The organism is Paenibacillus sp. Soil522 (assembly GCF_001428245.1).
Lineage (GTDB): Bacteria > Bacillota > Bacilli > Paenibacillales > Paenibacillaceae > Pristimantibacillus.
This window is the reverse complement of record NZ_LMRV01000035.1, coordinates 56,981-72,176: the sequence shown is the minus strand read 5'-3', so window position 1 is coordinate 72,176 and position 15,196 is coordinate 56,981. Positions and strand designations below refer to the sequence as shown.

Annotated in this window: 9 protein-coding genes; 5 read left to right on the top strand and 4 right to left on the bottom strand. The window is 53.7% G+C overall.

What is annotated here, in order from left to right:
• Window positions 1–34: 34 nt before the first annotated feature.
• Together ASG81_RS10905 and ASG81_RS10900 are read right to left on the bottom strand one after the other, a co-directional pair.
• Window positions 35–1,018, bottom strand: coding sequence for a glycosyltransferase family 2 protein (locus tag ASG81_RS10905; protein ID WP_056633279.1), 984 nt, complete (start codon window positions 1,016–1,018; stop codon window positions 35–37).
• Between the two features lie 26 nt (window positions 1,019–1,044).
• Entirely contained in the window at window positions 1,045–2,733 is a 1,689-nt protein-coding gene (locus ASG81_RS10900) for a DUF6044 family protein (protein WP_235548818.1), read from the bottom strand.
• A gap of 186 nt (window positions 2,734–2,919) precedes the next feature.
• On the opposite strand from ASG81_RS10900, the gene ASG81_RS10895 reads away from it, so the two are divergent.
• Window positions 2,920–4,791, top strand: a complete 1,872-nt coding sequence (locus ASG81_RS10895; RefSeq protein ID WP_327205159.1) for an LTA synthase family protein — start codon at window positions 2,920–2,922, stop codon at window positions 4,789–4,791.
• Between the two features lie 230 nt (window positions 4,792–5,021).
• Here ASG81_RS10895 and ASG81_RS10890 read toward each other — a convergent pair whose 3' ends face one another.
• Window positions 5,022–6,014, bottom strand: coding sequence for an electron transfer flavoprotein subunit alpha/FixB family protein (locus tag ASG81_RS10890; protein ID WP_056633276.1), 993 nt, complete (start codon window positions 6,012–6,014; stop codon window positions 5,022–5,024).
• Window positions 6,015–6,180: 166 nt separating this feature from the next.
• A complete protein-coding gene (locus tag ASG81_RS10885) occupies window positions 6,181–7,026 on the bottom strand; it encodes an electron transfer flavoprotein subunit beta/FixA family protein (RefSeq protein WP_056633344.1) in 846 nt (281 codons plus the stop codon).
• A gap of 237 nt (window positions 7,027–7,263) precedes the next feature.
• On the opposite strand from ASG81_RS10885, the gene ASG81_RS10880 reads away from it, so the two are divergent.
• From ASG81_RS10880 to ASG81_RS10865, 4 genes are all read left to right on the top strand, one after another.
• The gene (locus tag ASG81_RS10880; RefSeq protein ID WP_081417260.1) at window positions 7,264–9,531 is read left to right on the top strand and encodes a (Fe-S)-binding protein; all 2,268 of its coding nucleotides are present in this window, start codon (window positions 7,264–7,266) and stop codon (window positions 9,529–9,531) included.
• Window positions 9,532–9,620: 89 nt separating this feature from the next.
• Window positions 9,621–12,062, top strand: a complete 2,442-nt coding sequence (locus ASG81_RS10875; RefSeq protein WP_056633273.1) for a 3-hydroxyacyl-CoA dehydrogenase/enoyl-CoA hydratase family protein — start codon at window positions 9,621–9,623, stop codon at window positions 12,060–12,062.
• Window positions 12,063–12,093: 31 nt separating this feature from the next.
• A complete protein-coding gene (locus tag ASG81_RS10870) occupies window positions 12,094–13,308 on the top strand; it encodes an acetyl-CoA C-acyltransferase (RefSeq protein ID WP_056633271.1) in 1,215 nt (404 codons plus the stop codon).
• 89 nt (window positions 13,309–13,397) lie between these two features.
• Window positions 13,398–15,188 (top strand): acyl-CoA dehydrogenase family protein, encoded by a 1,791-nt coding sequence (locus ASG81_RS10865; protein ID WP_056633268.1) that lies wholly within the window; start codon window positions 13,398–13,400, stop codon window positions 15,186–15,188.
• Window positions 15,189–15,196: the final 8 nt, after the last annotated feature.

Sequence of the window (15,196 nt, the reverse complement as noted above, 5' to 3'; positions counted from 1 at the left end):
CTAGAACATAATGTTTTAGACTGCCGCTGGTTTTTTAGCTGGGTTTCTCCGTTAGCGGTTCGAACATGATGGAATACAGATCAATTTCTACCGCATATTTCGGCCTGCATTTGACCTCGATAAAGATTTTTCCTATGTATTCTCCAATAATGCCTATTCCGAGCAGCTGAAGACCTCCCAGAAACCAAATGGAGATCATGAGTGAAGTCCAGCCTGCTTTCGTTTCTCCGAACCACTTTTGAATAAGTGCGTAGGCACCTGCGGCAATACTCACAATAAGTAAAATAAAACCAACAGAACTTACGAAACGGATCGGCACCACGCTGAATGATGCGATTCCATCTAATGCAAATGACAGCATTTTTCTTAAACTATATTTTGAACGTCCCGCAAAACGCTCTTTTCGATCATAATAAACCTTCGTCATCGCGTAACCGATTAATGGCACGATACCCCGCAGGAATACATTCGTCTCACCGTAACGGCATAATTCCAGTACCGCGCGTTGTGACATTAACCGGAAATCTGCGTGATTCGGAATCAATTGAATACCAATCCGGGTCATTATCCGATAAAAAGTCAGTGCCGATGTGCGTTTAAACCAAGTATCGGTTTTTCGGCTGGCGCGTACGCCGTAAACGATATCGAAGCCTTCGTGAAACTTGAGTACAAAATCACGTATGACGTTGATATCGTCCTGTAGATCGGCATCGATTGAGATGACACAATCGGAGTGAGCGCCGGCAGCTTCCAAACCCGCAAGCAGCGCTTTTTGGTGACCGACATTCCGGGCCAGCTTTAGGCCGGTGATTTCCGGATGATTAGCCTGCTCCGTTGTAATCATTGACCACGTCCGGTCCTTGCTTCCATCGTCTACAAACAACAGCTTGCTGGTTACCGCGATTAGCTGCTCTTGCATTAAATGATTGAGAACCCCGCGCAGTTCCAGGAATGTTTCTAAAAGCACTTCCTCCTCGTTAAAACAAGGGACGACAATCGTTAGCACCGGCAGTTTCATCGAGAGCAGCCTCCCTCCCAGGTTTGTTAAATCGCTTCGTATACATAGATGCGCCATGCGGAATTGCGGTTATCAAATACATTCAGCAGTCTTAACCGATTGGCGCTTGCATTCATAATCGGAACGGAAGAGAATAAAAACCTGCCGCCCATGTCTTTAAATATTTTTGTATCGAGCTGCAAATGGCGGATTTTTTTCTTTGAGTTCTTTCGGTAGTCATATTTCTTTCCGAGTTCGTCGGCAAATATATAGCATCTTCCGCCCCACGTATCAAAATAGGTTTTCAGCTTGGCGTTTTTGTCCAATTCCTTTGCTATTATTTGACGAAAACGGTGTTTGTATGAAAGCGGATAGAAGTTATTGTAGGTATCCAACGTGTAAAAACCGTTATATTGCGCAATAGCCGGATGCAGCCCGATACTCGCCACCCGGTATTCGTTCATCGGCAATCCGATTGTTTTGCGTATGTCCGCGAATTGTTTAACAGCATAAAATTGACGGAAGGTTGGAGCTTTGCTGTTGCGGTATACGATTTCTTCATTGGACATAAACAGCACGATCATTTGAAGGCAGAGGGATCCAATCGCAAGCCGTCTGCCTAAACGCCCCATTTTCCACAGGATCAAACAACTGAGTGCAAACCCGACATAGATGATTAAAGGGTGAAGAAAGTGAAAACGTGCAAAATTAAAAGTGTTCAGCAGGCTGATTTGTTCCTTCAACGGCTGCCATGCCTTGTTAAACCAGAACGCGTACCAAGCTGAAAGCACAAGGTTTATAACAAGCAGAAGGAGAAACGTACGTTCCGTACGATCCCGGTTTCTTCTTAATGCGGTTAAGAAAAAAACGATTAATGTTATCGGTAAAATGACAATGGTATGTTTGGTTGCCGCATGGTGGTGGCCGAAAATGAAATTTTTAAAGGTGAGTCGAACGCTTCGCCATAAGCCTAAACGTGAAGAGACAAACTCATTACGGTTTGTCGCATCGTTTAATACAAGGGAATAAACAAGTCTGTAGTCAAGCAGGAGAAATAATCCGGTCATAAAGGCAATACTGCTTAGAAATACCGGATTCAAATCCCGTTTGACGATCAGATCCCTAAGCCAAAGCACACCGATGGCAAACAAAAAGAAAAAAAAGCCAAGCACAAGACTTGCATAAAACGGCAGAAGAGCAAGGGTTAACCACTCCCGCCATGAAAATCGACGGGCGCGAATATTCAAAAATGCCCATAATGCCAGCGGATATCCAAGCGTACTAAGCATTCCCGACGGCCAAAACGGGGTAAGAGCAAAGGCGGCCGCTACAAAAACGCGGATCGGCCAAGTTTCCGGCTCCTTCACCAAATGTGCTTTCAGAAGCAGATACATTCCGATAAAAGCAATAATCCGCGTGATAGTTTGACTAAACGCATAAGCGAGCATCGACGGGAATATTGCGTGAAGCAGCACGATACCACTAAATTCCGTACCTAACGCATTTCGCGGCAAGCCGTTGATCACCTGCGGGATGGCAGCATTCACACTGCCGAACCATTCTCCGCTTTGGACAAGAACCTTGTACCAGGCAATATTCGAATCCAAATTATCATGTACTCTGATATGTGCGTTTTCACCAAGGATAAACAATGGCGATACATACATGGCTATTAACAATAATGCAAGCGCGATAGCTTTTGATTCTGCGGTCAACTGCATTGTTTGTCGGGTCATGGCCCCTCCGTAAACATTAGAAGCTTCAGCTTGTTATTATTCCTAGGGCGAGGCATAACATACATGTTTCCAGAAGTGTTATCTGGAACTAACTGTCCCTTTTTATGTTAACCATGAAGGGGTCTGCATATTTTGAGAAAAAATGTTAAGCCTAAATGCTAGTTCTTTTGAGGGGGGAGAGTATCATTGAAATACTTACCGGATTTAAAAGACCATGCTGGGAAGCATGCTTTAATCTATTTAGCTGTGTTGATGATTTGGTTAAAAACATATGTCTCGCACCGTTTTCACTTTGACCTTCCCGTCTCCGGTTGGTATCAGGAACTTATTCTTTTCATTAGCCCGGTCAGTTCCATATTGATTATGCTAGGTCTAAGTTTAGCGTTTTTAAGAAACCGGTCTTATATCGCAATTGTTATTGTAAGCATGATGTCCGGTTTTCTCCTATTTATTAATATGCTTTATTACCGGTTTTTCAATGATTTCATTACCTTGACGGTATTGCTTCGGTCTACCCAATTAGGTCAATTGAGAGGGAGTATATCGGAGCTGTTGCGCCCGTCGGATTTTCTTGTATTCGTTGATACGGCAATACTTTTCCTATTGATATATCGCCGTAACAGACGCCGTGTTTGCGTCAGCCGAACCTATATTGTCTGTTTAATTATGGTTGCCGTTTCACTGTTTTCGTTAAATATGAAGATGGTGAATAAGATTCGTCCGGAATTACTGACCCGCACTTTCGATCGCCAAATCGTGGTGAAAAATATCGGCGCTTTCAACTATCTTGTGTATGATGCAGTGGTGACGGCGAGGATGAAAGCTAAAACCGTTTCTGCAGGCAGTAAAGACCTGGAAATCGTTAAAACCTATTTGGAGTCTATGCCAAAAGATGTATTGGACCCTGAAATGTACGGTTTGGCTAAAGGGCGTAATGTTTTTCTGATTTCATTGGAGTCCGTGCAAAGTTTCCTGCTTGAAAAGAAAATATTCGATCAGGAAATTACACCTTTTCTCAACAGCCTCATAAAAAACAGTTTTTATTTTGACCAGTTTTATCATCAAACGGGGCATGGCAAAACCTCCGACGCTGAATTTATCATCGATACCATGCTCTACCCGCTGCCAAGCGGAGCCGTGTTCTTTACACATAGTCAAAACACTTATCGTTCGCTGCCTGAGCAGTTGAAAAAAAACGGCTATTACCCGGTCGTTTTACACGGGAATAATAAGACATTCTGGAATCGCGATCAAATGTACAAAACCATGGGCTATGAGCGGTTTTTTTCAGCAGAGGATTATAATATTACCGAAAAAAATACTGTAGGGTGGGGACTTAAGGATATTCCTTTTTTTGAGCAATCCATGGATAAGCTTCGTGTTTTGCCGCAGCCTTTTTACGCGAAGCTCATCATGCTGACGAATCATCATCCTTTTGAGTTGAATCCGGAGGACAGGCTGATCCCGTTATATCATTCAAATTCAGAAACGTTAAACCACTACATAGAAACAGTACGATATACAGATGAAGCCTTAAAGCATTTTTTCAAAATGATTAAGGCTGCGGGGTTGTATGATAACTCAGTCTTTATACTTTACGGGGACCATTACGGGATATCAAAGAAACACCGTAAAGAAATGGCTGAATTTCTTGGAAAAGAAAAGCTAACCCCTTTTGATCATGTTCAGCTGCAGCAGGTTCCTCTGATTATTCATATCCCCGGCGTAAAAGGAAGAAAAATGAGTGTGGTTTCCGGTCAAATCGATCTTAAGCCGACAATTCTCCATTTGCTCGGGAGTGATTCCCTTGAGGGATTAGGCTTCGGCAATGATTTATTTGCTTTAAATAAGCCGCAGTTTGCAGTCCTGAGGGATGGCAGTTTTGTTACGGAGCATTACGTATACTCAGGGAACAAATGTTACAGCAAACCAAGCGGTGAAAAAACGGATCTGGCCTTATGCGAGCCCTTTCGAAAAAAAGCGCAGAATCATTTAAGATACTCCGACAAAATTATATTTGGAGATCTGAACCGATTCCTGATGGATGAAAAAAGCTGACAATACCCCTGAGGAACTGGTAGATCTGGAAGAAAGGAATGGATTTGCCGGCGGCAAGTCCGCCATTCATAAACAATTCCTCCTAACCGTTAGTACTCTCAGGTTACTAGACTTTCCAATAATTATAAATTGAAAATGAAAGTGCCGATAAGATCCGCTGCTTACTCAGCGGTTCGTATCGGCACTTTTTCGAGCAGCTTACCGACGAATAACGCAGACGGCAGCTGAGGTTATAAGCGGGCTCGTTGAAGTTCTGTCGTCAATAGAGGCACGACCTCAAACAAATCGCCCACGATGCCGTAATCGGCGACGCCGAAAATAGGGGCGTCGGGGTCTTTGTTGATGGCAACGATGACGCGCGATTGACTCATGCCGGCCAAATGCTGGATGGCGCCGCTGATGCCGCAGGCGATATAGAGCTGCGGCGTGACGACCTTGCCGGTTTGCCCGATTTGCAAGGCATAATCGCAATAGCCGGCGTCGCATGCGCCGCGCGAGGCACCGACCGCGCCGCCGAGCGCAGCGGCCATCGCTTGCAGCGGCTCGAAGCCCGCTGCGCTGCGCACGCCGCGCCCGCCGGATACGACGACGTCGGCTTCGGCGAGGTCAAGCTGGCCGCCGGTGCGGCGCACAAGGCTGCGCACGGCGGTGTAAAGCGGCGGCACCGTGAACGGCAGAGCCGTAACGGTGCCTATAATAGCAGCGGCGTCCTGTGGCTCTGCCGCCGGCAGGTTATTCGGGCGCACCGAGATGACCCACGGATGGCCCGGTATGAAGCTGCGCCGCTCGAACGCCTTGCCGGCGTAGAGCGGGCGAATGAAGCCGACGTCGCCGCCATCCTCAGATGCTTCGATGGCGATGACGTCGGCTATGTGGCCGGCGCCATGGGCCGCGGCCACGCGGGGCGCGAGCTCGCGCCCCATAGCGGTGTGGCCGAGCAGAAGCGCGTCCGGCCTCACCGCAGCCATGGCTGCGCCGAGGGCGGCGATGTACGCCTCGGGCGCAAAGGCGCGAAGGGAAGGATCGTCGGCGATATGTACGACGTCCGCCCCCCGCGCGATGAGCGCGGCGGCATCTTCCGCCGCGCCGCCGGAGCAGGCAAGGACGGCATGGACAGCGCCGTCCTTGCCTGCGAGCCGCCGTGCTGCGCCGAGTGCCTCCAGCGCCACCCGGCGGAGTGCGCCGTCCCGGCTTTCTGCAAATACGAGAATGGTTTTGGACATAGGAATCAGCTCCTCTCCCATAACTTTTACGATGCAATCAAACTCTACCTAAGAGGAATAAACTTCTTTCATTTCTATCTGCGCCTCTTTAAACGAAGGAGCTGCGCAGAGCGGGGGTTTTTCTCCAACCCATACCGCTAACCTCAGCCGAATGCCTCCCCCAGCCTCACAGAAGCTTTGCTTCCTCTCGCAGCAGCGAAATAAGCGCTGCCGCTTGCTCCGCCGGTGCGCCGGGGAGGCGTTTGCCCGCTGCGCGGGGCGGTGGCGGGAGCAGCTGCGTGCGTTCGGTGCGCGCCGAAACGCTCTCAGGTGCGAGCACGCCGCTGCCGGTCAGCTCCTCAAGCTCCACTGTGCGCAGCGGCTTGCGCTTTGCCTTCATAATGCCCGGCAGCGAGGGATAACGCGGCTCGTTTAATCCCTGCTGTGCCGTAATGAGCGCAGGCAGCGGAATTGAAACGGTTTCGGTATCTCCTTCCACATCCCGCTCGACTAATGCGTAACGCTCGGCGTTCACCGCTGCGGGGGAGCTGAGCAACCCGTCCGCAGGCAGGGAGCTTAGCTCTCCTGCAGTCATGATGGTCACCTTAACGGCGGAGGTTGCATGCGGCAAGCGGAGCTGCTGCGCGATCTGCAAAGCCACGCTTCCAGCACCGCTGTCTACCGCAAATAAGCCCGCTAGCAGCAGATCGGGGGCGAGCGGTCCGATTACGGCAGCCAGCGCGGCTGCGACGGAGGCACTGTCGTCAGGCAAGGCCGCGCTATCCAGCCGTATCGCCTCATCGGCCCCGATAGCCAGCGCGGTGCGGAGCGCCTCCTGCGACCGCTCGGGGCCGCAGGTAAGCACGATTACGGCGCCGCCGTGCTGCTCACGCAGCCGAAGCGCTTCCTCCAGCGCATACTCGTCGTAAGGGTTAATGACAAATTTGGCATCTCTTTCATCAACGCCCGATGGCGTTAACACTATTTTCTCCTCGGTATCGAACGTTTGCTTGAGAAGCACCACTATTTTCAGCATAGAAGCTCCCTCACTTATTCCGCTATTTTGATCACTCTGTCCATCAGTGCTACGATATGACGATTCGCGATGGAATAGACCGTACGCATTCGCCTTCTGAGCGGCATGTTCAACGTAAAAAGCTCATATACATGAAGCACTGCGGCTATTTCTGTAAGCGCTTTAAGGCTTGTCCGACTACTTCGCGCATAGGTGCTTGGTTACATAAACAGGCATAAAAGGGGGGCGGGGCATATGCCATCGTTTTTGGCATTTATACATGACGGCCAATGGTTGAAATGGGGAAGATGGACATTGTTCGCAGCTGTTGTTCTGCTTGCCGTTTCCATGTTCGCGGTGGTCGTGCAGAGGCGCATCTTGTATATGCGGCTTGGGGTGCCGGCTGTTTTTGCGCGGTATCGGCGTAAGCCGCAGAGCAAATCCGGCTTTAGTGGCCAAGTGCTCGGCCATCGCAAGCTGCTGAACGATGTGAGAAGCGGAATCATGCATTTGGTTTATTTTTACGGCTTTATTGTGCTTCAGTTTGGTGCGGCGGATTTAATTTGGAAAGGACTGAACGAAGGCGTACCGCTTCCGCTGCCCTTTTATAATTGGTTCTCGTTCATGCAGGAGATGGCCGTAACGCTCGTATTTGCAGCTGTGCTGTACGGCGCCTTCCGCCGTTACGGGGAGCGCCTTCCGCGGTTAAAGCGAGGGTGGAAGCCGTCGCTCGTCATGTGGTTTATCGGCTTGCTGATGCTTACGATAATATTTTCTTTAGCCTTCGAGCGACTGGCGCAGGCGGACCGGCAAGGCAGGGTGACAGCCTCAAACAAGCCTGCCGCCCATTTGGTCAAAGAAAGCTATGCCCCGGTCAGCGCCCCGCTGGCTAAGCTGCTTGAGGGAATCGGCATCCAGCCGCAAAGCGCAGCAGCCCGTGCCGGTTTTGAATTATTTTGGTGGCTGCATCTGCTTGTGCTGATGAGCTTCCTAGTCTACGTGCCGCAGTCGAAGCATTTTCATTTATTGACCGCTCCGGTCAATCTCTGGTTCCGGCGCAGCACGCCGCCCGGCCGGCTTGTGCCGCTAAATCTGGAGGACGAGGAAGCAGAATCCTTCGGAGCGGGGAAGGTGGAGCATTTTACGCAAAAGCAGCTGCTAGATTTGTATGCTTGCGTCGAATGCGGCCGTTGTACGAATGTTTGTCCGGCTTCGAATACCGGCAAGCTGCTGTCGCCGATGCATCTCATCGTAAAGCTGAGGGATCATTTGACCGAAAAAGGAGCTGCAATCACGTCCAAGTCGCCATGGCTTCCTGCCGGATTGTGGAAATCCAAAGCAAATGCTCCTTACGCTCATGTGATGGGAGGAGTGCTGACCGCTTGGGAGACGGCCTACGCGGGGGGAACGACGATTGAGCCGACGATGGCTGCGCAGGCAGGCGCATGGAGCATACGCGAAGCTGCAAAGCCGGAGGAGGTGGAGCTGATCGGCGAGGTTTTGACCGAGGAGGAGCTTTGGGCGTGCACGACCTGCCGCAATTGCGAGGAGCAATGTCCGGTAGGCAATGAGCATGTCGACAAAATCATCGATATGCGCCGTTACCTGGTGCTGATGGAAGGCAGGCTGCCAAGCGATGGGCAGCGCGCGCTGCAGAACATCGAGCGTCAAAGCAATCCTTGGGGCTTGCCGCGCGCCGAGCGTGCCGCTTGGATAGCCGATTGCGAGAGCCGCACCGGCATTCGGGTCGCAACGATGCAGGAGCTGAGGCGGCAGGGCCAGAAGGCCGATATCCTGCTCTGGGCTGGCTCGATGGGAGCGTACGATATGCGCAGCCGCCGCGTTTTGTACGATGTGGTGCGGCTGCTGGACCATGCGGGCATCAGCTTCGCGACACTGGGCTTGGAGGAGAAAAGCTCCGGCGACACGGCAAGGCGGATCGGCAACGAGCTGCTCTTTCAAGAGCTGTGCCGCGAGAATATAGAGACGCTCAGCAAATATGACATCACGCACATCGTGACCGCTTGCCCGCATACCTATAACACGTTCAAAAACGAGTATGGTGACTTTGGTCTCCGTCCTGATGTTATCGTGGAGCATCATACCGAGATGCTGGCGCGTCTGCTTGCGAAAGGGTTGTTGAAGCCGGTGTATACGATCGATGAGCGGGTGACCGTTCACGATTCCTGCTATCTGGGCCGCTACAACGACAGCTACGAGGCGCCGCGCAGCCTGCTGCGCGCCATTCCGGGGGTAACGATTGAAGAGATGGAGCGCTCTCGATCAAACGGGATGTGCTGCGGCGCGGGCGGCGGTTTGATGTGGATGGAGGAGCATTCGGGAACCCGGGTCAATCATGCCAGAACCGCTCAAGCGCTTGAGGTGAAGCCGTCGGTGATCAGCTCCGCCTGTCCGTATTGCTTAACGATGATGGAGGATGGCTTAAAGGCGTTATCCGCGGACGAGAAGGTGATTGCCCGGGATGTGGCGGAGCTGCTTGCCGAGAGCGTATTTGGCGACTGAGCGGGCGGTTATCGCGGGTGCCTGCCAGCACCTCTTAAGGAGCTGGTGGTTGAACAAGCGGCAATAAGATGAATAAGAGGAGGCTGACTATGACGTTTCAAGCGTCGCAAAAAAACGCAGGCTCGATTCGCAGAGCCGCCGTTATCGGCTCCGGCGTAATGGGGGCCGGCATCGCCGCCCACCTGGCGAATGCGGGTATGCGAGTCGTGCTGCTGGACGTTGTTCCGCAGACGCTGACGGCGGAGGAGGAAAGGCAGGGGCTGACTCTATCCGATGCCAAGGTTCGCAATCGGCTGGCGAACGCGGCCGTTGCGAAAATGGGCAAGGCACAGCCGGCGCAGCTTTATGACCCTTTATGGTCGTCGCGTATCACGCCGGGCAATTTAACCGATCATCTGGGTACGATTGGCGAGGCAGATTGGATTGTTGAGGCGGTTATCGAGCGGCTGGATGTTAAGCGGGAGGTTCTTGCCGCGATTGAAGCCGCCCGCAGGCCGGGGTCCATCGTCTCTACGAACACGTCGGGCCTGTCGGCAGCTTCAATGGCGGAGGGGAGGAGCGAGGAGTTTCGCCAGCATTTTGGGGTGACGCATTTTTTTAACCCGCCGCGGTATATGAAGCTTGTCGAGATCGTTCCTACCGCAGACACCTCGCCCGAGGTTGTGCGGCTGCTGACGGAGGTTTGCGAGAAGCGGCTGGGCAAGGGCGTCGTTCTTGCGAAGGATACGCCTAACTTCATTGCGAACCGGATCGGCACCTACGGCATGCTCGTCACGCTCGCAGATACACTGCGCTTCGGACTGACGGTGGAGGAGGCGGATGCTTTGACCGGCCCTGCCATGGGCAGGCCGAAGACGGCGACGCTGCGTATGCTCGATCTGGTCGGACTAGATACACTGCTGCATGTCGTGGACAATGTGCGGGAGAGAAGCAGCGATCCCGGCGAGCAAGCGATTTTTGCAAGACCGCAGCTGCTGGAGCAGTTGGTAGCATCAGGGAGACTCGGCGAAAAGTCCGGAGCGGGCTTTTACCGGAAGGTCAAGGGGAAAAGCGGCAGCGAGATTGAGTCGCTGAGGCTGGCTACGCTCGAATATGGGCCGAAGCGCCCCGTGAACTCGCCCATTATCGATGCGTCCAAAGCGGCAAAGGGCGCGGCGGGCAAGGTCAGAGCGCTGCTAAAAACCGATCCTCGTGACCGCTACGCGAAATTCGCATGGTCGACGATCAAAAAAACGCTGCTGTACACAGCGGCTCAAGTCGGAGTCATCGCGGATTCCATCTCGGATATCGATCGTGCGATGCGCTGGGGCTTCAACTGGGAGCTTGGGCCGTTCGAGCTGTGGGATGCGATTGGGCTCCGGGATTCGGTCTTGCAAATGCAGAAGGAGGGCGACGAAATACCGGGGTGGGTGACGGCTTGGCTGGAAGCGGGGCATCAAAGCTTTTATCTTGCGGAGGGCGCCGAACGGATCTATGCGGCGGGCGGCGCTTATAAGCTGGAAGAGCCGGAAGCGGACACGATTTCTTTAGCGGCGTTAAAAGCTTCCGGAAAAACGGTATTTTCCACGCCCGGCGCAAGCTTGATCGATATTGGCGATGATGTCGCGCTGCTCGAATTTCATTCGCAGAACAATGCAATCGGGGGTGATATTTTATCCGCCATCCGGCAAAGCGTGAAGGAGGTATCGCAAAATTGGCGCGGGCTGGTGCTCGCAAATGAAGGGCGGAATTTTTGCGTCGGCGCGAACTTAATGCTTCTGCTGATGGAGGCGCAAAGCGGCGATTGGGATGAAGTCGAGGATATTATCCGCTTCTTCCAAAGCAGCATGCTGGATCTTAAGCGGCTTGACCGGCCTGTCGTGGCGGCACCGCACCGGATGACGCTGGGCGGCGGGGTAGAAGCCTGCCTGCCTGCAGACCGCATTATTTATTCACCGGAGACATACTTTGGATTGGTGGAAACGGGAGTAGGCCTTATTCCGGCAGGCGGGGGCTGCAAGGAAGCGGCCGCGATGGCAGCCGAACGGGCGCTTATCGCAAGCGGAGGCAAGCCGGGCGGAGACTTACAGCCGCATCTGAATGCGTTGTTTGAGACGATTGCACTGGCCAAAGCATCCACCAGCGGCTATGAGGTTAGCCTGCTCGGACTGATGCGTCCGCAGGATCGCGTCATAATGCGGCAGGAGGCGCGTATGGCCGAAGCGAAGCGGGCGGTGCTGGAGCTGGACCGGGCGGGCTACTCGCCGCAAGCGGAGGGCCGCATCCGCGTTGCCGGACGCGAAGGCAATGCGGTGCTTAAGGTAGCGGTGCAAGCGATGCGGCTAAGCGGACATATTAGCGAGCATGACGCGCTTATCGCAGGCAAGCTCGGCTCTGTGCTCGCCGGCGGTGACATTCAACCGGGCGCGGAGGTGAGCGAGCAATATTTGCTCGATCTGGAATGCGAAGCATTCCTCAGCCTGTGCGGCGAGCGCAAGACGCAGGAGCGCATGAGCCATATGCTCGCGACCGGCAAGCCGCTGCGCAACTAACGGCTAATCTATCTTAAAGGAGGAGAGCGAGATGTCAGCTTCATCACCGTTTGAAGGTCACGATCGCGATGCCGTTATCGTTGCTGCGGTGAGGACAGCGGTCGGCAAAGCATCGAAGGGAAGCTTGGCGGAGACGAGGGCGGAGGATCTTGGGCGAGCGGTGCTGCAAGGCGCGCTTGAGAAGCTCCCCGGCCTGTCGCCTGAGCTGATTGAGGATGTCATTATCGGCTGCGCAATGCCAGAGGGCGAGCAGGGACTAAACATGGCCCGGACCATCTCGCTTTATGCGGGGCTGCCGGTGACTACGCCGGCTGTTACGATTAACCGCTTCTGCGCATCGGGTCTGCAAGCGATAGCCTATGCGGCGGAACGCATCCGGCTTGGCGACGCGGACATTATCGCGGCCGGCGGAGTTGAGAGCATGAGCCATGTGCCGATGACCGGCTTCAAGCTGTCGCCGCATCCGGTCATCGTCGATACGAGGCCTGAAGTTTATATGGGCATGGGGCATACGGCGGAAGAGGTCGCCCGCCGCTATAGCGTGACGCGCGAAGAGCAGGATGCCTTCGCATCGTCCAGCCATCGCAAGGCGGCAGCGGCTATCCAAGCGGGGAAGTTCCAAGCGGAGATCGTGCCGATAACGGTAAGCCGCTCGGGCGTGAATGATGCTGGCCGGCCTTGGTCGAAGGTATTCCAATTCGATACCGATGAAGGGGTGCGGCCGGAGACAACCGTTCAAACGTTAGCGCCGCTTAAGCCCTCGTTCGCACGCGAGGGAACGGTGACAGCGGGCAATACGTCTCAAATGAGCGATGGCGCAGCCGCCGTTATCGTGATGAGCCGGGCGCGTGCCGCGGAGCTGGGCTTACGCCCGCTCGCCGTATTCCGCAGCTATAGCGTAGCTGGCGTCGCTCCCGAGGTGATGGGCATCGGGCCGATCGAAGCGGTGCCCAAGGCGCTGCGGAAAGCGGGCATTACGCTTGCGCAGGTCGATCTCTTCGAGCTTAACGAAGCTTTTGCGGCGCAATGCGTACCGATTATCAATGAGCTTGGCATCAATCCCGAGCGGGTGAATGTGAACGGCGGGGCGATTGCGCTCGGGCATCCGCTTGGCTGTACGGGAACGAAGCTTACCGTATCGCTTATTCATGAACTTGGCCGGAGAGGCGGAGGAATCGGCGTCGTTACGATGTGCGTAGGGGGCGGTATGGGAGCAGCCGGAGTAATCGAAGTGTACGGCGCTTAATAATGATAAATAGTTGATTGAGTTAATGGTTTAAGGCGGTTACTGTTTACGAGCCTAATAATCGATTTGACTGAAGGGAGACCTGCGGCATGACGGAAACGATACGTTTTGGCGGTCGATTTGTCGTGGAGGACAGTGTGCCGGAATCGGTCGTGACGCCTGAGGATTTTACGGAAGAGCAGCGGATGATGGGGGAAGCGGCGCTGCAGTTCCTAGCGGCGGAAATCACGCCGCGCGATGCCGAGCTGGAGGCGCTGAACTATGACCTCACGGTAGAGCTGATGCGCAAGGCTGGCGAGCTGGGCCTGCTGGGAGCCGATGTGCCCGAGGCTTACGGCGGGCTTGGGCTCGATAAGGTGAGCACAACGCTGCTCGCGGAAACATTGGCGCGCGCTTCTTCGTTCGCGCTTTCGGTAGGCGCTCATACGGGAATCGGTACGCTTCCCATCGTATTTTTTGGTACGCCCGCGCAGAAGCAAGCCTACCTTCCCGCGCTGGCAACAGGAGAGCGTATCGCCGCTTATTGCTTGACTGAACCGGCCTCAGGCTCGGACGCCTTAGGGGCCAAGACGACGGCCAGGCTATCGCCAAATGGCAAGCATTACGTATTGAACGGTTCTAAGCTGTACATTACGAATGCAGGCTTTGCCGACCTGTTTATCGTCTATGCGAAGGTCGACGGCGAATATTTTACCGCTTTTATCGTTGAGAAGGGAATGCCGGGGTTCAGCATCGGTCCGGAGGAGCATAAGATGGGCATCAAGGGTTCCTCGACACGGCCTTTATTTTTTGAAGATGTGGCGGTGCCGGTCCAAAACGTGCTTGGAGAGGTTGGAAAGGGACATCAAATCGCCTTTAACATTTTGAATATCGGGAGGTTTAAGCTTGGGGCAGCTTGTCTCGGCTCATCCAAGGAGACGATCGAGCTGGCATCGGCCTACGCCAATACTCGAAAGCAGTTCGGGCGGGCGATCTCCTCGTATCCGCTCATTGGCGCCAAACTGGCTGACATGAACATTCGCACGTACGTGCTGGAGAGCATGGTCTACCGGACAGCCGGCTTTATCGATGCGATGCTGCGGACAACGGAAGCGGGGAGCGGAACGGCGGAAGACGGCATGAAGATGGCGAAGGCGATCGGAGAGTATGCGATAGAATGCTCGATCGTAAAAGTATTTGCATCCGAAACGCTCGATTTTGTTGCGGATGAAGGGGTACAGATTCACGGCGGCTATGGCTACATCCGCGAGTATAAGGTAGAGAGAATTTATCGGGATTCGCGGATAAACCGGATTTTTGAAGGGACAAATGAAATTAACCGGATGCTCATTCCCGGCACGCTGATGAAAAAAGCGTTAAAGGGGGAGCTGCCGCTGCTGCGCAAGGTACGCTCGCTTCAAGCTGAGCTGGTTCAGCCGATGCCGATTCCGCCGCTCGAAAAGCCGCTTAGCAAGGAGGCGTACCGCGTTGCGCAAGCGAAAAAAACGTTTCTCGCCATCGGAGGGCTTGCCGTTCAGAAGCTGGGGCTGCGGCTAGAGCAGGAGCAGGAGGTGCTGTGCTCGCTAGCCGATCTGATGATCGAAATATTTGCAATGGAAAGCGTACTGTTGCGTTCGCAAAAAATGTGCAAGGCCAGCGGCGGCACCGACTCGGAAAAGACGGAGAATGCCATCGCGATGACGACGGTTTTCGTGCAGGAGTCGATGGAGAGGGTCGAGTCGCTAGCCAAGCTTGCTCTTACTGCGCTGGAGCAGGGAGACGGGCTGCAAATGCAGCTTTCGATTTTGAAAAAGCTTATGCGCGCGCCGCTTTCCGATACGGTTGCTTTGAAACGGACGATTGCCGCCCGTGTCATTCGGAGTATGCATTATGTCGTGTGAAGGGGGAG

Bases quoted from the DNA above. Each gene is read 5' to 3' on its own strand.
- ASG81_RS10905 (WP_056633279.1), bottom strand. From the start codon at position 1,018: ATGAAACTGCCGGTGCTAACGATTGTCGTCCCTTGTTTTAACGAGGAG.
- ASG81_RS10900 (WP_235548818.1), bottom strand. From the start codon at position 2,733: ATGACCCGACAAACAATGCAGTTGACCGCAGAATCAAAAGCTATCGCG.
- ASG81_RS10890 (WP_056633276.1), bottom strand. From the start codon at position 6,014: ATGTCCAAAACCATTCTCGTATTTGCAGAAAGCCGGGACGGCGCACTC.
- ASG81_RS10880 (WP_081417260.1), top strand. From the start codon at position 7,264: ATGCCATCGTTTTTGGCATTTATACATGACGGCCAATGGTTGAAATGG.
- ASG81_RS10875 (WP_056633273.1), top strand. From the start codon at position 9,621: ATGACGTTTCAAGCGTCGCAAAAAAACGCAGGCTCGATTCGCAGAGCC.
- ASG81_RS10870 (WP_056633271.1), top strand. From the start codon at position 12,094: ATGTCAGCTTCATCACCGTTTGAAGGTCACGATCGCGATGCCGTTATC.
- ASG81_RS10865 (WP_056633268.1), top strand. From the start codon at position 13,398: ATGACGGAAACGATACGTTTTGGCGGTCGATTTGTCGTGGAGGACAGT.